19 protein-coding genes, 1 pseudogene and 2 riboswitches are annotated in these 22,268 nt (G+C 64.8%); of the genes and pseudogenes, 13 read left to right on the plus strand and 7 right to left on the minus strand.

Translation table 11 applies throughout. The annotated features are described in order from the left end of the window. The first annotated feature begins 16 nt into the window (after positions 1-16). The 11 genes from IWX85_RS16625 to atzF all read left to right on the plus strand — a co-directional run bounded on the left by IWX85_RS16625 (position 17) and on the right by atzF (position 13,181). Positions 17-934 (plus strand): DMT family transporter, encoded by a 918-nt coding sequence (locus IWX85_RS16625; protein ID WP_051984170.1) that lies wholly within the window; start codon positions 17-19, stop codon positions 932-934. Then, a complete protein-coding gene (locus IWX85_RS16630; RefSeq protein ID WP_196870459.1) occupies positions 931-1,695 on the plus strand; it encodes a creatininase in 765 nt (254 codons plus the stop codon). Before IWX85_RS16625 ends, IWX85_RS16630 begins: the two co-directional genes overlap by 4 nt. A gap of 12 nt (positions 1,696-1,707) precedes the next feature. After that, positions 1,708-2,385, plus strand: a complete 678-nt coding sequence (locus IWX85_RS16635) for a cysteine hydrolase family protein (RefSeq protein WP_370584314.1) — start codon at positions 1,708-1,710, stop codon at positions 2,383-2,385. Continuing rightward, on the plus strand, positions 2,382-3,188 hold the full coding sequence (locus IWX85_RS16640; protein WP_036807528.1) for an N-acyl homoserine lactonase family protein: 807 nt from the start codon (positions 2,382-2,384) through the stop codon (positions 3,186-3,188). Before IWX85_RS16635 ends, IWX85_RS16640 begins: the two co-directional genes overlap by 4 nt. Beyond that, complete coding sequence (locus IWX85_RS16645; protein ID WP_196870460.1) at positions 3,185-3,946, plus strand: hypothetical protein; 762 nt, start codon at positions 3,185-3,187, stop codon at positions 3,944-3,946. The genes IWX85_RS16640 and IWX85_RS16645 overlap by 4 nt, the downstream gene beginning before the upstream one ends. A gap of 335 nt (positions 3,947-4,281) precedes the next feature. Then, a riboswitch (guanidine-I (ykkC/yxkD leader) is annotated at positions 4,282-4,389 on the plus strand. Positions 4,390-4,445: 56 nt separating this feature from the next. Next, positions 4,446-5,264, plus strand: a complete 819-nt coding sequence (locus IWX85_RS16650; RefSeq protein ID WP_231379879.1) for an ABC transporter permease — start codon at positions 4,446-4,448, stop codon at positions 5,262-5,264. Between the two features lie 3 nt (positions 5,265-5,267). Then, a complete protein-coding gene (locus tag IWX85_RS16655) occupies positions 5,268-6,104 on the plus strand; it encodes an ABC transporter ATP-binding protein (RefSeq protein ID WP_196870462.1) in 837 nt (278 codons plus the stop codon). 44 nt (positions 6,105-6,148) lie between these two features. Beyond that, the gene (locus IWX85_RS16660) at positions 6,149-6,931 is read left to right on the plus strand and encodes an urea amidolyase associated protein UAAP1 (RefSeq protein WP_051984172.1); all 783 of its coding nucleotides are present in this window, start codon (positions 6,149-6,151) and stop codon (positions 6,929-6,931) included. A 58-nt stretch (positions 6,932-6,989) separates the two neighbouring features. Further along, on the plus strand, positions 6,990-7,640 hold the full coding sequence (locus IWX85_RS16665) for an urea amidolyase associated protein UAAP2 (RefSeq protein ID WP_036807534.1): 651 nt from the start codon (positions 6,990-6,992) through the stop codon (positions 7,638-7,640). 73 nt (positions 7,641-7,713) lie between these two features. Next, a complete protein-coding gene (gene uca, locus IWX85_RS16670; protein WP_196870472.1) occupies positions 7,714-11,340 on the plus strand; it encodes an urea carboxylase in 3,627 nt (1,208 codons plus the stop codon). Positions 11,341-11,354: 14 nt separating this feature from the next. After that, positions 11,355-13,181 (plus strand): allophanate hydrolase, encoded by a 1,827-nt coding sequence (gene atzF / locus IWX85_RS16675; RefSeq protein ID WP_196870463.1) that lies wholly within the window; start codon positions 11,355-11,357, stop codon positions 13,179-13,181. Here atzF and thiE read toward each other — a convergent pair. The 6 genes from thiE to IWX85_RS16705 all read right to left on the minus strand — a co-directional run bounded on the left by thiE (position 13,160) and on the right by IWX85_RS16705 (position 19,312). Then, the gene (gene thiE, locus IWX85_RS16680) at positions 13,160-13,843 is read right to left on the minus strand and encodes a thiamine phosphate synthase (RefSeq protein ID WP_036807536.1); all 684 of its coding nucleotides are present in this window, start codon (positions 13,841-13,843) and stop codon (positions 13,160-13,162) included. The two genes, atzF and thiE, sit on opposite strands and share 22 nt — an antisense overlap. Positions 13,844-13,879: 36 nt before the next feature. Beyond that, a complete protein-coding gene (locus tag IWX85_RS16685; protein WP_196870464.1) occupies positions 13,880-14,698 on the minus strand; it encodes a thiazole synthase in 819 nt (272 codons plus the stop codon). A gap of 222 nt (positions 14,699-14,920) precedes the next feature. Continuing rightward, positions 14,921-15,130: a sulfur carrier protein ThiS gene (gene thiS / locus IWX85_RS16690; RefSeq protein WP_036807542.1), complete on the minus strand. Its 210-nt coding sequence runs from the start codon at positions 15,128-15,130 to the stop codon at positions 14,921-14,923. After that, positions 15,127-16,200 (minus strand): glycine oxidase ThiO, encoded by a 1,074-nt coding sequence (thiO, locus tag IWX85_RS16695; RefSeq protein WP_196870465.1) that lies wholly within the window; start codon positions 16,198-16,200, stop codon positions 15,127-15,129. Before thiO ends, thiS begins: the two co-directional genes overlap by 4 nt. A gap of 266 nt (positions 16,201-16,466) precedes the next feature. Continuing rightward, the gene (gene thiC / locus IWX85_RS16700) at positions 16,467-18,395 is read right to left on the minus strand and encodes a phosphomethylpyrimidine synthase ThiC (protein ID WP_036807548.1); all 1,929 of its coding nucleotides are present in this window, start codon (positions 18,393-18,395) and stop codon (positions 16,467-16,469) included. A 91-nt stretch (positions 18,396-18,486) separates the two neighbouring features. Continuing rightward, positions 18,487-18,601, minus strand: a riboswitch (TPP riboswitch). A 60-nt stretch (positions 18,602-18,661) separates the two neighbouring features. Continuing rightward, a complete protein-coding gene (locus IWX85_RS16705; RefSeq protein ID WP_036807551.1) occupies positions 18,662-19,312 on the minus strand; it encodes a hypothetical protein in 651 nt (216 codons plus the stop codon). 281 nt (positions 19,313-19,593) lie between these two features. Between IWX85_RS16705 and IWX85_RS16710 the strand changes: the two genes are divergently transcribed. After that, positions 19,594-20,670 carry a flavodoxin family protein gene (locus IWX85_RS16710; protein WP_036807554.1) on the plus strand — a complete coding sequence of 359 codons (1,077 nt, stop codon included), beginning with the start codon at positions 19,594-19,596 and terminating at the stop codon, positions 20,668-20,670. A 220-nt stretch (positions 20,671-20,890) separates the two neighbouring features. Then, positions 20,891-21,463 carry a Spy/CpxP family protein refolding chaperone gene (locus tag IWX85_RS16715; protein WP_196870466.1) on the plus strand — a complete coding sequence of 191 codons (573 nt, stop codon included), beginning with the start codon at positions 20,891-20,893 and terminating at the stop codon, positions 21,461-21,463. A gap of 481 nt (positions 21,464-21,944) precedes the next feature. On the opposite strand, the pseudogene IWX85_RS16720 reads toward IWX85_RS16715, so the two are convergent. After that, positions 21,945-22,268: pseudogene (locus tag IWX85_RS16720) on the minus strand (hypothetical protein); the annotation flags it as partial.

Here is a 22,268-nt window from a genome sequence, read left to right on the forward strand (position 1 = left end):
ACCCACTTCAGTTTCCATGTCTGTTTCATCCCTGCCCGTTCGATCGCCTTCGCTGCCTCTGCTGGTGCTGCTGTTTTCCTCGTCCTTGTGGGGGCTGTCGTGGTGGCCCTTGAAACAGTTTGTGGGCGTCGGGCTGGCAGGCCCGGTTCTGTCCATGCTGGTGTACGGCCCGGTAGGCGTGGTTCTTTCCGTACTGCTCTGGCGGGAACGGGCCGCCTGGCGGCCTCAGGCGGGACTGCTGCTGGCGCTGGCGCTGGTGGGCGGCTGGGCCAACACCTCGTTTGTGAACGCGCTGATGCTCGGCGATGTGGTGCGGGTAATGTTTCTGTTTTACCTGTCGCCGGTGTGGTCTGTGCTGGGTGGCTGGCTGTTTCTGGGCGAAAAGGTGGGCACGCGGCGCAAGGCGGCCGTGGCCGTGGCCCTTGCCGGGCTCTGGCTGGTGCTGGGCGGCACCCAGGCCTTGGCCACCGCGCTGAGCGTCGCCGACCTGTTGGCGCTCTCCGCAGGCCTGGCGTTTGCAGGCAACAACGTGATCGCACGGGCCGGGCAGGCGATTCCCGTCCGTTCCAAGACAGCGGCTGTTTTTCTCGGCTGTGGCGTGCTGTCGGGCGCCTGGGTGCTGGGCCAGGGTGCAGCTGTTCCTGCCGTTTCTCTGTTCGTCTCAATGGCGGTATTGGCCTACGGGTTTGGCTGGATGCTGCTGGCCACGGCCACCTGGCAATTTGGCGTCACCCACATGGAAAGCGGCCGCGCCGGTGTCGTGATGCTGGCCGAATTGCTGGTGGCCGTGCTGACCGCCACCTGGTGGGGTGGCGGGCAACTCTCTGCCATGGAATGGGTGGGGGGCGCCCTGATTGCCTGCGCCGCACTGATCGAGGCCACGGACACGGGCGCGCCGCCGTCTTTAACTACTGTTGTGAAGGAAGCACCATGAGCACCGTCTGGATGAACGAGCTGTCCTGGCTGGATTACCAGGCCCGCATGGCGACTGACAAGCCGCCCATTTTGCTGCCGGTGGGGGCGCTGGAGCAGCATGGCCCGCACCTGCCGCTGGGCACTGACGGCTTGCTGTCGGCGGCCGTGGCGGCCGACGCGGCGGCCCGCGTCGGCGGGCTGGTGGCACCCACGCTGTCCTATGGCTACAAGTCACAACCCAAGTGCGGCGGTGGCCAGCATTTTTGCGGCACCACCAGCGTGGACGCCGCCACGCTGATTGGCTCGGTGCGCGACGCGGTGCGCGAGTTTGCCCGCCATGGCGTCACCCAGCTGGTGATCGTGAATGGGCACTATGAAAACCAGTGGTTTTTGATTGAAGGCATCGACCTGGGCTTGCGCGATGCCGGCCCCGGCACGCAACTGGAAGTCATGCGCCTGGAATACTGGGACTTCATGACGCCCGAAACGCTGGCGGACGTCTTTCCACAGGGCTTTCCCGGGTTCGCGCTGGAGCACGCAGCCGTGCTGGAAACGTCGATGATGCTGCATTACCACCCCTCGCTGGTGCGCCTGGACCTGATTCCCGACGACGGCCCGGCCGACTTCCCGCCTTACGACATGTACCCCCCGCGCACCGACTGGGTTCCGCCGTCAGGCGTGCTGTCTTCGGCCAGGGGTTCGGACGCCATCAAGGGTCGCCTGCTGGCGCAGGAAGTGTCTGTGCGCATCGCCCAGGCGATCAAAAACGGTTTTCGTTAAGGACAGGCGTTCGTGGAGCACCCTGACGGTCCGATGGACCTGGCAACAACGGCGTTATTGGTCATCGACATGCAGCGTGATTTTTGCAGCCCGCAGGGCTATGCAGCACGCGCCGGTCTGGACGTGGCGCGACTGGCGCAGCCCATCGCTCGCATACGCCGGCTGCAGGATGCGGCGCGCGCAGCGGGCATGCTGGTGGTGCACACGCGTGAGGGCCATCGGCCCGATCTTTCCGATTGCCCGCCCGAAAAGATGCGGCGCAGCCTGAGGGCGGGCGCGGCCATTGGCAGTACCGGGCCGATGGGTCGCCTGCTGGTGCGCGGTGAATATGGCCACGACTTCATTGATGAGTTGCAGCCCGTCGCAGGCGAAGTGGTCATTGACAAGCCGGGCTATGGCGCCTTTCACCAGACCGATCTTGCCCAGGTGCTGCAGAGCCGCACCATCCGCCAGCTCATCCTGTGCGGTGTGACCACCGAAGTGTGCGTGCATTCCACGTTGCGCGAAGCGGTGGACCGTGGCTATGCTTGCGTGACGGTGGGCGACGCCACCGCTGCGAGTGATCCGGCGTTGCAGGCACCCGCACTGGCCATGCTGGGTGTCGAGGGCGGAATTTTCGGCGCTGTGGTCGCAACCGATCAACTGCTCGCCGCCCTGCGGGCGGCATCCACCCACCAAGGCATTGCATGACACAAGTGAAAAAACTATGGCCGCTGCTGACAGGGACCTACCGCTACGACAAATCCATCTCGACGTTCAACCGGGGGCGAGGGCAGCAGATCGAGGCGCCCATCCTGGCCTACCTGCTTGAAACCACGAACGGCCGCATTCTCTACGACGTCGGCTGTGACCACGGCAAGATCAGCGACCCGGTGGCCCGGGACCGTTACTACAATCCCGCCGTGTTCAAGTTCGGTGCGCCCGAGATGCGCGACGAGCAGCGCATTCCCCACCACCTGGCGCGCCTGGGACTCACGGCCGCCGATGTGGATGTGGTCTTTATCGGCCACCTGCATTTCGACCATGCGGGCGGCCTCAAGGAATTGCGCCGCTGTGGCTGCGGGGCGGAGATCCATGTGCAGCACGAGGAAATGGACGTCGCCCGCAGCGGTGCCGACAAGGCAATCTTTTCCGACGACCTGGTTGACGATGCGGGCGCACCCCTGCAGTTCCGTCTGCAGCGCGGGGAATATACCCTGTTGCCCGGCGTGCAGGCGATCGCGACCCCGGGGCACACGGTGGGCCACATGTCCATGCTGATCGAGTTGCCCCAGGGACCACCGGTTTTGCTGGCCGGTGACGCCGCAGACCTGCAGGAAAACCTGGACGACGAAGTGGCACCGGGCACCTTGTGGCAGGGGCGCGAGCAACAGGCAATCGACAGCATCCGCAAACTCAAGGCATTGGCCCGGGAGACCGGTGCGCACATCTGGCCGAACCACGACATGGCGTTTTACCGTACATTGCCCACTTTTCCGCTGGCCTGCGAATGAACGCGGTACCTGATCATTACCGTGGCGTCTGGATCCGCAAACTGCTGGAGACGCCCCAACTCCGGGATGTGACGACGTTTGTGTCCTGGATGCAGACCAGCGCCTGGCATGCAGATCTGCGCATTCCCGAGTCGGCACGGCAGGGCGGCGTGCCGACGGCGCACATGCGGGCATCCCAGCAGGGCTTCTGCGGCGTGACAGCGGTGACGCAGGAAGCGCCAGGCGAGGTGTGCACCTGGCATCGCCGCATGGACTTTCAGCCGCCCCAGGCAGCGGCGGATGCGGGGCTGATGGTGTTTGAAGCGCCCGACCGCGTCATCGAGACCGGCTTGCACGCAACGTATCTGGAGGTCTGGGAGCGACTGCCGGATTCGACGGGGCAAACGATCGTGCTGGGCGGACTGGACAGCGCGGGCGGCGATACCCAGGCGCGGGTACTGGTGGCGGGCCGCTATTTTGTCCAGGTTCGCCCGCGGCGCATGGCCTGGCCGAACGACAGGCCGCCCGGACAGTCGCTGGCCGATCTGGTCGCCCATCATCCTGCACTGGCGCGGGAGATGCTGGATTTTGAGATTTCCTTTGGCGTTCTGGAGGCCGGCCGGTGGACGATTGAGCGCTCCACCCTGCCCGCAATGGAAGGCCGCAGCCTGCCCTGCGTGCTGCGGCGCGAGTCTGAATCCCAGGCGAGCATCACGGGTGGTTTTTCAGCCGGTCCCTGGCAGATCCTCGAATGGAGTTGCGCGGAATCAAACGTTTAGAGCGCATTCGGTCTGCGTATAAAACGAATTTTTTAATAAAAAATGCCTTTTGCGCAGTCTACATATGTGTAAGCAGCTATTGATTCAGTAGCAACCATCAGATTTTCGCCCTAGGTCGGACAGGTGAAAACAAGGACCACCATCCCGCAAAAACGCCTCCTATTGGGGCGTTTTGTCCTTTATTGGTGCATCTCTGACAACTTGAACAAAGCGAATGCCCATGAGGACGACGGCCATGGCCCAAGACCGGGTTTCAGGCATCACGAAACATCTGGCATTGAAGTTGCTTGTTTGAATGCAAGAGAGGTGTCGTGCTGATTACAGCGCCGCTTTGCTTGCTAGACCGCTAGGGTTCCGGGCTCCATGACGAATGGCGCTGTCTGGTCCGAGAGCTGTCGGCCGCAGTCGCTGCGGCTCCACGGAGGGACAAAAGCCCGGGAGGAGATGGTGTGTATTGCCGTCCTCTCTTGCCTTGATCCTTCAACTTTTGGAGCCCGTATTGTCCGAAAAACCCTTGCCACCCGCTCGCCCAGGCATCTGGCGCGTCGCGGGCCATTTATCCCGCCGGCAATACTGGCTGTTTGCCGCGCTCGGATTGTTTCTTCCGTTTGCCGCCTGGGCCGCCCTTTCTGCATCGGGCTGGGTCGATCCGGTTTTCCTGCCCGGACCGGTCCAGGTCTTCACCCGTATGCTGTCATGGCTGCTGGAGGATGACCTGATGGGCGATGCCGCCATCAGTATCTACCGGGTCGCTGCCGGCTTTGCGCTGTCTGCCGCGCTGGCGCTGCCGCTGGGCCTGTTGATCGGTTCATTCCGCCCGGTGGAAGCATTGTTGGAGCCCCTGACCGATTTCATTCGCTACATGCCGGCCGTGGCCTTCATCCCGCTGGTGATGCTGTGGCTGGGCATTGGCGAAAGCGCCAAGATTTCCATCATTTTCATCGGCACTTTTTTCCAGATGGTGCTGATGGTGGCCGAAAACGTCCGGCTGGTGCCCATGGCGCAGATTGAAGCGGCCCTCACCATGGGTGCCACCCGCTTCGAGATGATCCGCCTGGTGCTGGCGCAGTCGGCCAGACCGGCGATTCTGGACACCTTGCGCATCACGATGGGCTGGGCCTGGACGTATCTGGTCGTGGCTGAACTGGTGGCGGCCAATTCGGGGTTGGGCTACGCCATCCTGAAGGCGCAGCGTTACCTCAAAACCGACACGATTTTTGGCGGAATCATCCTCATCGGGGTGATTGGCCTGTTGATGGATCAGGGCTTTCGCTGGCTGCACCGGCGTTTGTATCCCTGGGCACAAGCGAGAGGGTAAATCATGTCCAAGGTCAGTATCCAAAATGTCGGCAAGGTGTTTGAGCGCGCGGCCAGCCCCGTGCCTGCACTCGACAACGTCAACCTCAGCATTGAAGACAACGAGTTCATCACGCTGGTCGGCGCATCCGGTTGCGGCAAGTCCACACTCCTGCGCATCCTGGCGGGGCTGGAGTACCGTACCAGCGGCGAGGTGCTCTGCGATGGCAAGCGCATCAACAGCCCCGGTGCGGACCGGGCCATGGTGTTTCAGCATTACAGCCTGTACCCGTGGCTCAACGTGATCGACAACATCAAGTTCAGCCGGCAGCTTCAGGTCAACCGTGAGAACCTGACCTCGTCCGACGTTGAGGCCGCCTCGGGCCGTGCCGATGCCTTGTTGAACCTGATCGGCCTGGGCAAGGTGCGCAACGCCTACCCCAACCAGCTGTCGGGCGGCATGCAGCAGCGCGTGGCCATTGCCCGCGCGCTGATGGGCCGTCCGTCGGTGTTGCTGATGGACGAGCCGTTTGGCGCGCTGGACTCGCAGACGCGTGAGGTCATGCACGACCTGATCCTGCACATCCACCGGGTCGAAAAAACCACCATCGTGTTTGTGACCCACGACGTCGAGGAGGCGGTTTACCTGGGGCAGCGCGTGGTGCTCATGCAGCCGCGTCCCGGTCGCATCCACAGCATTTTCCCGGTGCCCCTTCCGGCCCAGCGCACCCAGGACATGAAGTACTCGGCACCATTTCGCGAATTGCGCGCCGAGATTCTGGCGCGCATTCGTGAAAGCACCGGCATCACCACCGACCTGGACCTGCTCGAAAAGCTCAATGTGCAGAGCGTATCGGCCTGAACCGCTTGCCACCTGCTTCATCAACTCATTTAAGCGATACCGCCATGCAAACGTCTTTCGCCAATTTGCCGCCACTGGCCCGCACGGCCGTGCCCGAGACTTCGTCCACCTTCGCGCCAGACCGTGTGCTGTGGGAAGAAGCCTTGCCCGGTGGCTGTCACTGGTCGGGCATCCTGCGCCGCGGCAACACGCTGCGGCTGACCGACCTGAGTGGCAGCGCCAATGTGGCGGCCCTGTTCTTCAACCAGGAAGAAAAGACCGAACGTTACAACATGCCGGACACGCTCAAGGCACAGCACACCGCCTTCCTGACGAAGGGCCATGTGTGCTACTCCGACATGGGTCGCGTGCTGTGTTCTATTCCGGAAGATGCCTGCGGCTGGCATGACACCTTTTGCGGCGTGCTCGATGCCGAAGGTGTCCGGAAAAAATATGGCGAAGCGCGCTACCAGGCGCACCGCAACGGCATGTTCCGCAGCGGTCAGGATGGTTTGCTGGTGGAGCTCAACAAGTGGGGCCTGGGCCGCCGCGATGTCGGTGCCAACGTCAATTTTTTCAGCAAGGTCACGGCCGATGCGCAAGGCAAACTGCAGTTCGACACCCGCCACCGCCAGCCCGGCCAGCAGGTGGACCTGCGTTTCGAGATGAATGTGCTGGTGGTGCTGTCTGCCGCGCCGCATCCGCTGGACCCGGCGCCCAACTACGCCCCGGGCGCGGTCAAGCTCACGGCCTGGCGCTCGGGCACGGCCGGCGTCAGTGATGTGTGCCGCCTGTCGTGTCCCGAAAACGGCCGGGGCTTCATCAACACCGAGCGCTGGTTCCTGTAACCCAGAGCGCCGTTCATCGCATCCTTTCTTCCAGCCCCCCCTTCCAAGGAAACCCACCATGTCAGTCACGACTCAGGCCAGCGCACTCGACCCTGCGCAGGCCACCCTGGACGAAATTATTCCCGCTGGCGAGCCGTGGATGAAGCGGCTCGCCAAGGGTCAGATTTTCCGGATTGTCGATCTTGAAGGCAATCAGGCCGTCGACACGCTGTTCTTCAACGCCGAGGACCCGGAAGAACACTACAGCCTGACGCACACCATCCAGGCGCAGGCGAGCTTGTACCTGGGACTGGGCAGCCGGCTCATGTCAAGCGAAGGCAAGCCGATGCTCACCATCGTCGCCGACACCTGCGGCCGCCACGACACCCTCGGCGGCGCCTGCTCGTGTGAAAGCAATACGGTGCGCTACGCGCTGGAAAAACGCTTCATGCACAGCTGCCGCGACAACTTCATGGCGGCCATCGCGACCAACCCGTATGGCCTGCAAAAGCGCGACATTGCCAGCAACATCAACTTCTTCATGAACGTGCCGGTCACGCCGCAGGGCGGCCTGACCTTCGAGGACGGCATTTCCGCGCCCGGCAAGTATGTCGAGATGCGCGCCGAGATGGACCTGGTCGTGCTGGTGTCGAACTGTCCGCAGCTCAACAACCCGTGCAACGCCTACAACCCGACCCCCGTGCGCTGCCTGGTCTGGGACCCGGCCTGAAACCCGCCAGGGCGCCGGACGACCGGCGCCTGTTCTTGCCCGGCAGGACGACCTGCTGCCAGCCTTGAAGTCGATCATGTTCAAAAAAGTTCTTGTGGCCAACCGGGGGGCGATTGCCTGCCGCATCATCCGTACCCTGCGCCTGATGGGGGTGGGCGCCGTGGCGATTTATTCCGAAGCCGACGCCGACTCCGCCCATGTCGCCATGGCCGACGAAGCGGTCTGCGTGGGTCCGGCGGCCGTGGCCGGCAGCTACCTGGCGATGCAGCGCATCATCGAGGTCGCGCTGGCCAGCGGCGCACAGGCCATCCATCCGGGTTACGGTTTCCTGTCTGAAAACGCCCAGTTCGTCGAGGCCTGCGAGGCCGCCGGTCTGGCCTTCATCGGCCCCACGCCGCAGCAGATGCGCGTCTTTGGCCTCAAGCACACGGCGCGGGCGCTGGCGTCTCAAGCCGGCGTTCCCTTGCTGCCCGGCACCGGCTTGCTGGCCGGTCTGGACGACGCGCTGGCGCAGGCCGAATCCATCGGCTACCCGGTGATGCTCAAGAGCAGCGCGGGCGGTGGCGGCATCGGCATGCAGATGTGCCGCCATGCCGGCGAGCTGCGCGCCGCTTTCGATTCGGTCAAGCGCCTGGCGCAGTCCAACTTCTCCGACGCCGGCGTGTTTCTGGAGCGCTACATCCTAGACGCCCGCCACATCGAGGTGCAGATTTTCGGCGATGGCACCGGCGGGGTGATTGCACTGGGCGAGCGCGACTGCTCGCTGCAGCGGCGCAACCAGAAGGTGGTCGAGGAAACCCCGGCCCCCAACCTGCGCGAGGAGGTGCGCCAGGCCCTGCTGGAGACCGCGCGCACGCTGGCCCGCTCGGCCTGCTACCGCTCGGCCGGCACGGTCGAGTTTGTGGTGGACGCGAGCACGCAGGAGTTCTTTTTTCTCGAAGTCAATGCGCGCCTGCAGGTCGAGCACGGCGTGACAGAGGCCGTCACCGGCGTGGACCTGGTGGCGTGGATGGTCCGTCTGGCGGCCGGGGAGATGCCGCCATTGGACTCGCTGCAGGTGACGCCGCGCGGCCATGCCGTGCAGGCGCGGCTGTATGCCGAAGACCCGGCAAAAGACTTCCAGCCCTCGACCGGCCTGCTGACCGAGGTGCGTTTTCCGCACGATCTGCGTGTCGATACCTGGATTGAGCGCGGCACCGAGGTCAGCGCCCATTACGACCCGATGCTGGCCAAGCTGATCGCGCATGGCGACAGCCGCGAGCAGGCACTGGCCAAGCTGGCGCAGGCCCTGGGCGAGACCCGTATTGCGGGGCTGGAGTCCAACCTGGACTACCTGCGCGCCCTGATGCGCTTTACGCCCTTTGTTGAAGGGCAGCACACCACGCGCAGCCTGGCCACTTTCACGGCGCCCAGCCAGGCCATTGACGTGCTCAGCCCGGGCGTGCAAACCTCGGTGCAGGACTGGCCGGGCCGGCTTGGCTACTGGGACGTGGGCGTCCCCCCTTCGGGGCCGATGGACGGACTGGCGCTGCGCCTGGGCAACCGGCTGCTGGGCAACCCCGAGGGCGCTGCGGCGCTGGAGATCACGGTGGCCGGGCCGACCCTGCGCTTTCGCAGCGCGCGGCAGGTCGCGGTCACCGGCGCGCCCATCGACCTGACGCTCGATGGCAGGCCCGTGCCCATGGGCCAGGCGCTTTCGCTGGCCGCCGGCCAGACGCTGCGCATCGGCCGCGTGACAGGGGCGGGATGCCGCGCCTATCTGTCGGTCAGCGGCGGCCTTGACGTGCCGGCTTACCTGGGCAGCGGCTCGACCTTCACGCTGGGCCAGTTCGGCGGCCATGGCGGCCGGGTGCTGCGTGCCGGCGATGTGCTGCATGCCGGCGCGACTGCCGCCTTGCCGGCCATGGATGCCGCAACGGCGGCTACCTTGACGCCGGTGTACGGCACGCACTGGGACATCGGTGTGCTGGTCGGGCCGCATGCCGCGCCTGATTTCTTCACGCCCGAAGACATGGCCATGTTTTTTGCCACCGATTGGCAGGTGCACTACAACTCCAGCCGCACCGGTGTTCGGCTGATCGGCCCCAAGCCGAGCTGGGCCCGGCGCGATGGCGGCGAGGCCGGTCTGCACCCCTCCAACATCCACGACAACGCGTACGCCATCGGCGCCATCGACTTCACCGGCGACATGCCCGTCATCCTCGGACCTGACGGCCCCAGCCTGGGCGGCTTTGTCTGCCCGGCCACCGTGGTGCAGGGCGAGTTGTGGAAGCTGGGCCAGTTGTCGCCGGGCAACACGGTGCGCTTCAAGCCCTTGCGGCAGGAAGAAGCGGCCGAACTGGCGCGCGCCCAATATGCCGCGCTGACCGGGCCTGCGCCAGCAGCGCCGCCTGTGCTGGCGCTGGCGCAGTGCCAGCCGCTGGACGCCGCTGTGCTGCACCGCTCGCCGGCAGACGGTCATGGCGCCCGGGTGGTGTATCGGCGTGCGGGTGATGCCTATGTGCTGATCGAGTTTGGCGAGCTCAAGCTGGACCTGACCTTGCGCTTTCTGGCCCATGCCCTGATGACACGCCTGCAGGAATGGCGCGATGCGGGCCGCTTGCCCGGCGTGATTGACCTGACCCCGGGCATCCGCTCGCTGCAGGTGCATTACGACCCGCTGCGTCTGCCGCTGCCGCAGCTGATGGACCAGCTGCTGACGGCCCAGGCGGGTCTGGCGGCTGCCGACGACATCGAGGTGCCCAGCCGCACGGTCTGGCTGCCGCTGTCGTGGGACGACCCGGCGACCAGGCTGGCCATCGAAAAATACATGCAGTCGGTCAACGCCGACGCGCCCTGGTGCCCGAGCAACATCGAGTTCATCCGCCGCATCAACGGCCTGCCCGATATCCAGGCGGTCTATGACATCTTGTTTGACGCCAGCTACATGGTGCTCGGACTGGGTGACGTGTACCTCGGTGCGCCGGTGGCCACGCCGCTGGACCCGCGGCACCGGCTGGTGACCACCAAGTACAACCCGGCCCGCACCTGGACCCCGGAAAACGCCGTTGGCATTGGCGGCGCCTACCTGTGCGTCTACGGCATGGAAGGCCCGGGCGGCTACCAGTTCGTCGGCCGCACGGTGCAGATGTGGAATCGCTGGCGGGTAACGCAAGCGTTCCCCGAGGGCAAACCCTGGCTGCTGCGCTTTTTCGACCAGATCCGCTTCTACCCCATGGGCGCCGAGGAGTTGCTGGACTACCGCAAGGAGTTCGTTGCCGGGCGTGTGGCGTTGCGCATGGAGGAGGGCGTTTTTCGCCTCTCGGATTACCAGCGTTTCCTGCGCGACAACGAGGCGTCGATCAAGGAGTTCAAGCAGGGCCAGCAAGCCGCTTTCGAGGCCGAGCGCGAACGCTGGCGCATTGCAGGCGTGTCCGAGACGCCCGATGCCGACGCCGGGGGCACTGGCGACGCGGACGCCCGCGCGGCGGCGGCCCAGGCTTTCGAGGGCGAAGTCGTGGCGTCCCAGGTTTCGGGCGGGGTCTGGTCGGTGCTGGTGGCGGTGGGCGCCGAGGTGACGGCCGGGCAGGCGCTGCTGGTGATCGAGTCCATGAAGATGGAAATCACTGTGCATGCCCATTGCGCTGGCCGTATCGAGCGGCTGCTGTGCGTGGAAGGCCAGGCCGTGACAGCCGGCCAGCCGCTGGTGTTGATGTGCTGAACAAGGAAATAATCATGCGACTTGATCTTTCAATCCCCGCCCTGCGGATCCGCTACCTCGACGGCAGCTTGACCCCCGCCCAGCTGGTGGAACTGCTGCATGAACGAATGCTGGCAGAAGAGGCCAGCGTGCAAAGGCATGTCTGGATCCGCCGGCTGACGCTCGATGAAATGCGCGCCCATGCCGCCGCGCTGGACGGGTGCGACCCCAAAACATTGCCTCTGTACGGCATTCCGTTTGCCATCAAGGACAACATTGACCTGGCCGGCATTCCCACCACCGCCGCCTGCCCGGAGTTCGCCTACACGCCGCAGGTCAGCGCCACCGTGGTGCAGCGGCTGATCGCGGCCGGTGCCATTCCCGTGGGCAAGACCAATCTCGACCAGTTCGCCACCGGCCTGGTGGGGGTGCGCTCACCCTACGGGGCCTGCCGCAACAGCATCAACCCGGACTACGTGTCAGGCGGTTCCTCTGCCGGCTCGGCGGTCTCGGTGGCGCTGGGTCTGGCGAGCTTTTCGCTGGGCACTGACACAGCGGGCTCTGGCCGGGTGCCGGCCATGTTCAACAACCTGGTGGGCCTGAAACCCAGCTGTGGCCGCCTTCCCGCCACCGGCGTGGTGCCGGCCTGCCGCACGCTGGACACGGTGTCGGTGTTCGCGCTCACTGCGGCCGATGCGGCCACGGTGCTGTGCGCAGCGCAGGGCGAGGATGCGCTGGATGCCTATTCGCGCGACCTGCCGCCGCACGGCGACAACTTCGGCGCCGCCAGCAGCTTTCGCTTTGGCATTCCGCGCGAAGCCGACCTTGAATTTCACGGCAACCCGGACGGCCCCGCGCAGTTTGCCCTGGCAGTGGCGCATTTGCAGGCGCTGGGCGGCACGCCGGTGGAGGTCGACCTGACGCCGTTTCGTGCGGTGGCTTGCCTGCTCTATGAAGGCCCCTGGGTGGCCGAGCGCTACCAGGCGATACGGCCGTTCATCGAGGCGCAGCCGCAGGCGCTGCACCCCGTCACGCGCGCCATCACTGAAAAAGGCGCGAATATTTCGGCGCCCGACACCTTTGCCGCGCTCTACCGCCTGCAGGAACTGAAGCGGCAGACCCGGCCGGTCTGGCAAGGCATCGACTGCCTGGTCACGCCCACCGCCAGCACCATCTACACCATCGAAGCGGTGCAGGCCGACCCGATCCGGCTCAATTCCAATCTGGGCCACTACACCAACCATGTGAACCTGCTGGACCTGGCGGCGGTCGCCGTGCCCACCGGTTTCATGACGCAAGCCATGGCGGGCATGCCCTGGGGCGTGACGCTGGTCGCGCCCGCCGGACAGGACCTGCCCCTGCTCACGCTCGCCTCGCGCCTGCATGCGCGCACGGTGCCCACCGTGGGCGCCACAGCGCATGCGCCGCACCGCCTGGCCAGCGCCGTCCCGGATGAGGCCGGTTTTCCCTCGGGCCAGGTCCGGGTGGCGGTGTGCGGTGCCCATTTGAGCGGCCTGCCCCTGAACGGACAATTGACAGAGCGCGGCGCCCGGCTGGTGCGCGTGGTGAAAAGTGCGCCCTGCTACAAGCTGTTCGCGCTGCCAGGCGGGATGATCAAGCGACCCGGCATGCTGCGGGTTGACGAGGGAGGTGCGGCCATCGAGATGGAGGTGTGGGAGCTGCCTGCTCGCGAGTTCGGCTCTTTGGTGGCGGGCATTCCGGCCCCGCTGGGCATTGGGACGGTGGCGCTGCAAGACGACAGCCAGGTGCAGGGTTTTGTCTGCGAGGCGCACGCTACGGTCCACGCGCAGGACATCAGCCATTTCGGCGGCTGGCGCAGTTACCTGCGCAGCCTGTCCTGAGGGGTCTGCCGGGATTCAACGCATCGTGCCGCCAACGTCAGCCCGCTCGCCACGGCCTGCTGCGGGTCCGCCGCCAGCGTCACCGCGCTGACCACCGCCACGCCCTCCACGCCGCAGGCCATGACGCCCGGCATGCGCTCAAGCGAAATGCCGCCAATCGCCACCACCGGACAGGGCGCTGCCTGCGGCACCCACAGCGCCAGACGCTCCAGGCCCACGGGCTCGTAAGGCATGACTTTGAGCGTCGTCGGGTAAATCGGGCCGATGGCCAGGTAGGACGGCTGCACCGCCCTGGCGCGCGCCAGTTCGGCCGGCGTGTGCGTGCTCAGGCCCAGCCGCAGGCCGGCGCGGCGCAGCGCGTCAATGTCGGCCGTGTCGAGGTCCTCCTGGCCCAGATGCACGCCGTAGGCGCCGGCCGCCAGCGCGAGTTGCCAGTGGTCGTTGATGAAGACCTGCGCGCCCGGCACTTGTTGGCCCGCTTCGATGGCGGCGTTCACTTCCCGCCCGATGTCGGCCGGCGTGTGGTCGGCGGCCTTGATGCGCAGCTGAATCGTTCGCACGCCCCAGCCCAGCAGGCGCTGCACCCAGGCGGCGTCGGGCACCACGGGGTAAAAGCCAAGGGGGCCGGTCAGGGGGGCGAAGTGGGCAGTCGGTGGGGTCATGGTTTTTCCAGCGCGTTGATGAAGGCTTCGACAGGCTCAGGCGCCATGCCAGAACGGCACACCGACGGTCGAAGTGGATGCCTGCGCCGCAGCGCGCTCGGGCATGGGGGTTGATTCATACGCGGCACGGCCCGCTGCCACGCCATCGGCAAACGCCCGCGCCATGCGCACCGGGTCGCCCGCCTGCGCGACGGCGGTGTTCAGCAGCACGGCGTCAAAGCCCAGTTCCATCACCTGCGCGGCATGCGACGGCCGGCCCAGTCCGGCATCGACGACCAGCACCGCATCGGGCAGGCGCCGGCGCATGGTTTCCAGTGCGTAAGGGTTGAGCGGCCCGCGCCCGGTGCCAATCGGCGCGGCCCACGGCATCACCGCCGCGCAGCCCGCCGCGTGCAGGCGCTGCGCCATCACCAGGTCGTCGGTGGTGTAGGCGAATACGGCAAAGCCGTCTTTCGCCAGCGCCGTGGCGGCTTCCAGCGTGGCCACCGTGTCCGGCTGCAGCGTGTAGTCGTCGCCGATGACTTCGAGCTTGATCCAGGTCGTGCCGAAAATCTCGCGCGCCATCTGCGCCAGCGTGATGGCCTCTTCGGCACTGTGGCAGCCCGCCGTGTTGGGCAGAATGTGGCAGCCCAGCGCCTGGATGCGCTGCCAGAAGCTGGTGCCGCCACCGGTTTCAGGCTGCAGCCGGCGCAGGCCGACGGTGAGCACTTCGGTGCCGCTGGCACGCACCGCATCGCCCAGCACCTGCGGCGACGGGTAATGCGAGGTGCCGAGAAAAAACCGGCTGTTCAAGGTCTTGCCACCCACCGTCCACGGGCTGCCGTGGGCGATGGGGGAATGGGTGGAGGGGGTCATGTCAGCAACTCCAAAACGCAAAAAATAAGCGAAAGGTATGAAAAAAGCACGGCAGCAAATCAGCAGACGCCCGGCAACCGGCTCTGCCGGGGCCCAGGCGTCGCCCCCTGCAAGGGGGGTTGGGCGCTGCACGAAGTGAGCGCCCGGCGGGGGTGTACAAACCTTCCCCTGCAAGGGGAGGTGGTGCTACACGCAGTGAGCATCCGGCAGGGGTGTTCTATTTCAGCCTCCGGTGATCGGTGTCACCACATCGATGCGGTCGCCGCCCTGCAGGCTGCGTTCCGGCCACTGCGGGCGCGGCACGAAGCCGCTGTTGACCGCGCAGGCAAAGGCGTTTTTCAGGTCGTAGCCGCGCTCCAGCAGCAGGCCTTGCAGCGTGGCGGCTTCGGTGGCGATGCGCTCGCCGTTCAGGGAAATTTCAAAATTGCTCATGTTTTCTCCATGCTCTGAGTGCCCAAGAGTTTATGGGCGAGTTCATCGACCACCGCCGGCGCGCACAAATAGCCATGCCGGTACAACCCGTTGATGTGCCACACGCCGCCCCGCAGCACCACGGCGGGCCGGTGGTCGTCCAGTGCCGGGCGCAATGCCGCCGACAGGCGCAGCACCCGCGCCTCGCCAAACGCCGGATGCAGGCTGTACAGCGCGCTGCCCAGCTCCAGCGTCGAGCGCAGCGTGACCGGGCCGTTGTCTTCCGATTCGAGTTCGGTCGCACCGACGACGAACTGGTGGTCCGGCCGGGGCGCCACGTACAGCGCGTAACGCGGATGCATCAGCCGCACCGGGCGCTGCAGGGTGACGCCAGGGCATTCGACCCGCAGCACCTCGCCGCGCACGCCGCGCACGGCTGACCATTGCGCCTTGCTGCCAACGCCGCGCGCATCGACCGCCACATCGACGGCATGCGTGGCATCGGCGCACACGATGCGGCCTTCTTCCAGCCTTTCCACCGCCTGGCTTTCATGCCACTGCCCGCCCAGCCGGTCGATTTCAAGCGCCAACGCGGCCATCCACTGGTCGTTGGCCAGCTGGCCTTCGCCGTCCAGGAACAGGCCGCCGCCAAAGCGTCCGGCCAGTGCCGGTTCCTGTGCGGCCAGCGCTGCCGCATCAAGTGTGTGGACCTGCGTGCGGCACGACTCGGGCAGCTTGTGCTGCAGCAGCCGGGTGAAGTGTTCCAGCGACGACTGGTCCGGCGCATGGGCCACGACCAGCGTGCCTTTCTGGCGGAAATACACCGGCTCGCTGCCGCCTTCCGCCAGCTCGGCAATCCAGCGCGGCCACAGCACCATCGAGCGCTGGCCCAGCGCGAACACGGCGTCGTCCGACACCGCCAGTTCGGCCAGCGGCGACAGCATGGCCGCCGCCGTCATGCTGGCCGTGTCCAGCGCGTCGCGCTGGCGCGAATCAAACAGGCTGACGCGGCAGCCGGCGCGCAGCAGCCGCCAGGCCAGCGTGCGGCCAGCCAGGCCGGCGCCGGCGATGCCGATGTGAAGTGTGGTCATGGTGAAAGATGTGAATGCGCAGCGCTTCCTTCTTCCTCCCTCTCCCTCTGGGAGAGGGCTGGGGTGAGGGCCAGCGGTGCGCACGAAGGTGGACAAGAAAGTCTGCCGATGAAAGTCACTGAATTTCAATAAAAAGTGAAGCTAGCGCAATATAGACGGGCGCGAGCAGCTATTTTTTCGATAGCAAATCTACCATTCCCGAATGGTGCGGGGAGCCCTCACCCTAACCCTCTCCCGGAGGGAGAGGGAACAAGGCGGAGAAAACTTCAGGAATAAATCTCGCTGCCGCCCTTGCGGAACTCCTCGGCTTTGGCTTCAAAGCTGCTTTCGACTTCGACCGCGATTTGCTTGATGGCAATCACACCCGAAGCCTTCGCCAGCGTCATCGTTTCCGGATTCAACCGCGCAAATTCGCGCACCTCCTGCGAGATTTTCATCGAGCAGAACTTCGGCCCGCACATCGAGCAGAAATGCGCCACCTTGGCATTTTCCTTCGGCAGCGTTTCGTCATGGTAGGCCATGGCCGTGTCCGGGTCGATGGCCAGGCGGAACTGGTCTTCCCAGCGGAACTCGAATCGCGCCTTGGAAACGGCGTTGTCCCACATCTGCGCGCCGGGGTAGCCCTTGGCCAGGTCGCCCGCGTGCGCGGCGATCTTGTAGGCAATCAGCCCCTGCTTCACGTCGTCGCGGTTCGGCAGGCCCAAATGTTCCTTAGGCGTCACATAGCACAGCATGGCCGTGCCGTACCAGCCAATGTTGGCCGCGCCCATCGCCGACGAAATGTGGTCGTAACCGGGCGAAATGTCGGTGATCAAGGGGCCGAGCGTGTAGAACGGCGCTTCAAAACAGGCCTCCAGCTGCTTCTCGACGTTTTCCTTCACCAGCTGCAGCGGCACATGGCCGGGGCCTTCGATCATCACCTGCACGTCGTGCTTCCAGGCGATCTGCGTGAGTTCGCCCAGCGTGTGCAGTTCGGCGAACTGCGCTTCGTCGTTCGCGTCGGCAATCGAGCCCGGGCGCAGGCCGTCGCCGAGCGAGAAGCACACGTCGTAGGCCTTCATGATTTCGCAGATGTCCTCGAAATGTTCGTACAAAAAGCTTTCCTTGTGGTGCGACAAACACCATTTCGCCATGATGGAGCCGCCGCGCGAGACGATGCCCGTCAGCCGGTTCGCCGTCAGCGGCACATAGGCCAGGCGCACGCCGGCGTGGATGGTGAAGTAATCGACGCCTTGCTCGGCCTGCTCGATCAGCGTGTCGCGAAAGATTTCCCAGGTCAGGTCCTCGGCCTTGCCGTTGACTTTCTCCAGCGCCTGGTAAAGCGGCACCGTGCCGATCGGCACCGGCGAATTGCGCAGGATCCATTCGCGCGTTTCGTGGATGTTCTCGCCGGTCGAGAGGTCCATCACGGTGTCGGCGCCCCAGCGGATCGACCACGCCAGCTTGTCCACTTCTTCCTCGATGCTCGACGTGACCGCCGAGTTGCCGATGTTGGCATTCACCTTGATCAGGAAGTTGCGGCCGATGATCATCGGCTCGGTTTCGGGGTGGTTGATGTTGTTCGGAATCACGGCGCGGCCGCGCGCCACTTCGTCGCGAACGAATTCGGCGGTGATGTCTTTTGGAATCGACGCGCCGAACGCGTGGCCGGTCTTGGGCACGCGCTCGGTCGCCAGGCGCTCGGCGAGCTGGGCGCGCACCAGGTTCTCGCGGATGGCGATGTATTCCATCTCGGGCGTGATGATGCCTTGGCGGGCGTAATGCATCTGCGACACGTTGGCGCCCGCCTTGGCGCGGCGCGGCACGGGCGCGTCGTTCATGCGCAAGGCCTTGAGGGTCGGGTCGTTCAGGCGTTCGCGGCCGTAGGCGCTGGTGATGCCGGGCAAGGCGTCGGTGTCGCCGCGCTCGGCAATCCAGGCGGCGCGCAGGGCGCCCAGGCCGCGCGTGATGTCGATGGCGACCAATGGATCGGTGTACACGCCCGACGAGTCAAACAGGCGCAGCGGCGGATTGGCTTCGCGGCGCGTTTCGCTGCCTTCGGCCACCAGCGTGTCGGTCAACGTGACCTCGCGAAACGGCACGCGGATGTCGGGCCGCGAGCCTTCGATGTAAATCTTGCGGGAACCGGGAAAAGGGGTGCGCGTGATGCGGCTGGTCAGGTCCGCTGCATCAACGGTCAAAGAAGTCTTGGCCATGGCTGTCTCCAGAAGGTGGTGGGTGCCTGCCTGGGGAGCCGGAGATGCCGCCGTAAGACCACCACGTGAAGCGGTGAAAAACGCAATACCGGAGCCAAAGTGCCTTGTTTCCTACGCGGGGATGATCCCGATCAGGTTCAGCGGGTCTCGCAAAATTGCGATCTCAGCCCCGGATGTGAACATCCTGGGCACCCCGACAAGCTGCGGCGATTGTAAGCACAGCAGCCGGCGGCAGGCAAGACCCGAGCGGTAAGCAGTTGCAGGCTTCAGCCAAAGCGGCTGGGCTGGCCCAGCAGTTTTTTCGCCAGCTCGTCGAGCAGCCTGGTGTTGACCTGCGCGGCCGGATAGGTGGTGGTGAGCACGCCGAACCCGCCCACATTGGTGATGCGAAAAGCGATGCAACCGGTGTCATGCTCGGGCGTCAGCGTGATGAAGGCGCGCGACTTGGTCTGGTAGTCGAACACATAGGCCAGCAGCTTGCCGCTGTCGGGGTGGCGCAGGTCCTTGCGTTCATGCGTGACCTGGCCGACCGACAGGCGCTGCATCACCCGTTCCAGATCGGGCGGAAAGTTGACGCTGACGGTGTGGGTCGCTACCTGCCCGGTGACCGGCAACAAGTCCCAGCCGACGCCGATGTAGTCGGACACCTCGGCATTGCGCAGCATCTTGCGGCGCGCATCACAGCGGAAATTGCGCTGCGCCAAGGCCGGAAACGGTGACTTGCCGTCCAGACTGTAGGCCCCTGGCGCAGGCGGCCGGATGACGTTGAGCTGGGCGCACAAATCCTGCAGATAGGCCAGCGCCGTCCGGCAGGCCTGCTCGCAGGCCTCGATGCCCGCCATGAGATCACGCTGCGCGCCGAGTTCCAGGCCTTGCAGCGCGTTGGCACGGCTTTTCAGCTCTGATAAAAAACTCATGGGCGACCCGCTTCCTGTTGCGTTTTGAGGCCAAAGCATAGCGCAAGCAGGGCAGCCCCGCAGCCGCACCAGATGCGCTTGCATGCGTGCCGATGAAAGTTTTTTTATGCTCGCATTGACATTCTGCTTGCTATATTTTTGATAGCTATACAGCCATCTAAATATTGCGCTATCGGGGTATTTGATGCTATTTTCATGCTGGACGGTAATTTTGCCAAGGGTGATGTAGGACAAAGTCCAGAAACAGCATTGAAATACCAATGCATGATTAAACTTGCCCGATGACTGAAGTTCGCAAAGGCCAGGCGCCAGCCACGTTGTCGCGCACCGTGTTTCATGAACGCTTCATGCAGTCCTTCATGGACCCGGCTTTCAGGGCCGAGGACCAAGCCATCTCGCGCGTCGAGGCCATCGCCTGGGACGCCTACCAGGAAGGCCGCAAGTCGCCGGTGACCCGCAAGGCCGGCCCGGGCTATGCCGATCCTGCCTATGACTTGTCAGTCGAATGGCTGGACACGAAGCAACAGATTGAAAAAGCACAGGCGGCCTGGAAAGAGCCTGCCACGCCATCGCGGGTATTGCTGGTTTGCGGATCGTCCCGCAACGATGGCACCTGTCCCGGTGAAATTTCCAAGTCCTTTCGCATGGTCGAATGGGCCAGGCAGACGCTGCAGGCCGAACCGCTGGCACTGGAGGTTGATGTACTCGACCTGAGCCTGCTGACCTCCAGCTACCACCTGAACATTCACCCCTGCAAGGGCTGCGTTTCAACTGCCATGCCGCTGTGCCACTGGCCGTGCAGCTGCTACCCCAACCATTCGCTGGGCCAGACCAGCGACTGGATGGCCGAGATCTACGAACGCTGGACCGCCGCGCATGCCGTCATCATCGTCACGCCGGTGTACTGGTACCAGTCGCCCAGCCCGCTCAAGCTCATGATCGACCGTCTGGTGTGCTCCGACGGCGGCAATCCGGACCCCACCACCACCCACGGCAAAAAGCCTGAGGAAGCCAAGGCGCTGGAACTCAAGGGCTGGGATTATCCCAAGCACCTGGCCGGCCGTGTGTACGGCCTGGTGGTGCATGGCGACGTGGCTGGCATTGAAGGCTCCCGGCGGGGCTTGTCGGACTGGCTGGACTGGATGGGCCTGATCGACGCCGGCACACAGGCGCGCCTGGACCGGTTCATCGGCTACTACGAGCCTTATGCCACCAGCCACGAAACGCTCGACGCTGACAAAGCAGTTCAGGCCGAGGTGCGCAACGTGGCAAGGGCGGTGGCCCAAGCCGTCAAGGAATTGCGTGCCGGGACGCTGTCACAGCCAGACAAAGGCCTGTCTCGGCCACGGCCCAAGTAGCGTATGGCCCCAGCGCTTTTTTCATCACACAGAAAAAAGCATACGCCGTGCAACACAGCCTGATGCCGCGCAGGCGCTCCAGACGAGTTTCATGCACGCATGAGACGGCTGCGTGCCAGCTGAAAAAACCCAGCGACGGCGACACACAGGCTCGCCACACTGGCGTCCAAGCTGTCGCCAATTTTTGGCACCAGACCTTGTTCATTCAAAAGAAGCTTCCATGAAATCTCCATTCAAATCCATGAACGGCCTGCGCCTTGCCGGCCTGCTGGCAACCGCTGGCGCAGCCATGGCGCAAGGCACCGACGCGGCGCCGGCAGCGCTGAAACCCGGCACGTCGGCACCCGCAGCACAGAACGCCATGCCGCAGCATGGAAGGCACATGATGGGCCAGCACGACCCTGCCAGGATGCAGGCCTGGATGGCCAAGCGTCAGGCGGAAATGAAGGCCAGGCTCAAGATCACGCCGGCCCAGGAAGGCGCCTGGACCACCTTCACCGCCTCGATGCAGCCGCCGGCCCGCATGATGGGCGGCGAGCGTCCCATGGCCGCGCAGCGCGCCGAACTCGACAAGCTGAGCACGCCCGAGCGCATCGACACGATGAAGGCGCTGCGCACCCAGCGCATGACTGAAATGAATGCAGCAATGGACAAGCGTGAAGAAGCCGCCAAGGCCTTTTACGCCGCCCTGAGTCCGCAGCAGCAAAAGACTTTTGACAGCGGGCATGTGAAGATGGGCGAGCGCCGTGGCGGCGGTCGCCACGACGATGGAGGCATGCATTCCAGAGGCTGAACCCTCAGGTTTTGATCCTCGATAAAACTTGCACCAGCTGCCTACACGTGACAGTGCGGGTTTTTCACCTGAAACCTGAATCGTTTTGCTCTATTTTCAATAGCTAAAGGCAGTGGCAGTTGCTCCGCGAGATACCTGTTTAAAGACTTTTCCCGTGTTGGCCTATGGTGGTGGATTGCACACGCCGTCGCCTTGTCGCACGTGGCCGGTCACCAGGCTTACCTTCAGTGGTGTTGGGATTGAGCGGCGCACCAAGGCGCGCACTTGGATAAAAACGGTCGCTGTAAGAGATGGAGGCCCGGAGCATTCCATACGGCCCATTTCGGCTCCGTGCAGTGCCTTGTGAAGCCAAAGCTTCCCGAAGCGCAGTGGATATTCGGGTCAGACGCAGCAGTCATGCCGCTGCGCCCGGTCCGAAAGCATCGGGCAAGCATTGAGCTCCAGAGCCGCTCACGGGCGAGCCGCCCACGTCGGTGGTGCCCTAGGGGGTCTTGCCCGCGCCTGAACCGGAAGCATCTGGCGAGCCCTGCACGCCGGAGCCAGTCATCGGCGAGCCAGTCCCAGGCTTGGTGCCCGACTGGGTCATGCCCTTGCCGGTCCCCGTTGCGCCCTTGTTGCGCGTCATGCCTGCTGCCGAGCCGGAAGCATCTGGCGAGCCCTGCACGCCGGAGCCAGTCATCGGCGAGCCAGTCCCAGGCTTGGTGCCCGAATGGGTCATGCCCTTGCCGGTCCCCGTTGCGCCCTTGTTGCGCGTCATGCCTGCTGCCGAGCCGGAAGCATCTGGCGAGCCCTGCACGCCGGAGCC

The organism is Polaromonas sp. CG_9.11 (genome assembly GCF_015752225.1).
GTDB lineage: Bacteria > Pseudomonadota > Gammaproteobacteria > Burkholderiales > Burkholderiaceae_C > Polaromonas.

Coding starts and splice junctions, on each gene's coding strand:
- IWX85_RS16625 (WP_051984170.1), top strand. CDS start 17: ATGTCTGTTTCATCCCTGCCCGTTCGATCGCCTTCGCTGCCTCTGCTG.
- IWX85_RS16630 (WP_196870459.1), top strand. CDS start 931: ATGAGCACCGTCTGGATGAACGAGCTGTCCTGGCTGGATTACCAGGCC.
- IWX85_RS16640 (WP_036807528.1), top strand. CDS start 2,382: ATGACACAAGTGAAAAAACTATGGCCGCTGCTGACAGGGACCTACCGC.
- IWX85_RS16645 (WP_196870460.1), top strand. CDS start 3,185: ATGAACGCGGTACCTGATCATTACCGTGGCGTCTGGATCCGCAAACTG.
- IWX85_RS16655 (WP_196870462.1), top strand. CDS start 5,268: ATGTCCAAGGTCAGTATCCAAAATGTCGGCAAGGTGTTTGAGCGCGCG.
- IWX85_RS16660 (WP_051984172.1), top strand. CDS start 6,149: ATGCAAACGTCTTTCGCCAATTTGCCGCCACTGGCCCGCACGGCCGTG.
- IWX85_RS16665 (WP_036807534.1), top strand. CDS start 6,990: ATGTCAGTCACGACTCAGGCCAGCGCACTCGACCCTGCGCAGGCCACC.
- atzF (WP_196870463.1), top strand. CDS start 11,355: ATGCGACTTGATCTTTCAATCCCCGCCCTGCGGATCCGCTACCTCGAC.
- thiE (WP_036807536.1), bottom strand. CDS start 13,843: ATGACCCCACCGACTGCCCACTTCGCCCCCCTGACCGGCCCCCTTGGC.
- IWX85_RS16685 (WP_196870464.1), bottom strand. CDS start 14,698: ATGACCCCCTCCACCCATTCCCCCATCGCCCACGGCAGCCCGTGGACG.
- thiS (WP_036807542.1), bottom strand. CDS start 15,130: ATGAGCAATTTTGAAATTTCCCTGAACGGCGAGCGCATCGCCACCGAA.
- thiO (WP_196870465.1), bottom strand. CDS start 16,200: ATGACCACACTTCACATCGGCATCGCCGGCGCCGGCCTGGCTGGCCGC.
- thiC (WP_036807548.1), bottom strand. CDS start 18,395: ATGGCCAAGACTTCTTTGACCGTTGATGCAGCGGACCTGACCAGCCGC.
- IWX85_RS16705 (WP_036807551.1), bottom strand. CDS start 19,312: ATGAGTTTTTTATCAGAGCTGAAAAGCCGTGCCAACGCGCTGCAAGGC.
- IWX85_RS16710 (WP_036807554.1), top strand. CDS start 19,594: ATGACTGAAGTTCGCAAAGGCCAGGCGCCAGCCACGTTGTCGCGCACC.
- IWX85_RS16715 (WP_196870466.1), top strand. CDS start 20,891: ATGAAATCTCCATTCAAATCCATGAACGGCCTGCGCCTTGCCGGCCTG.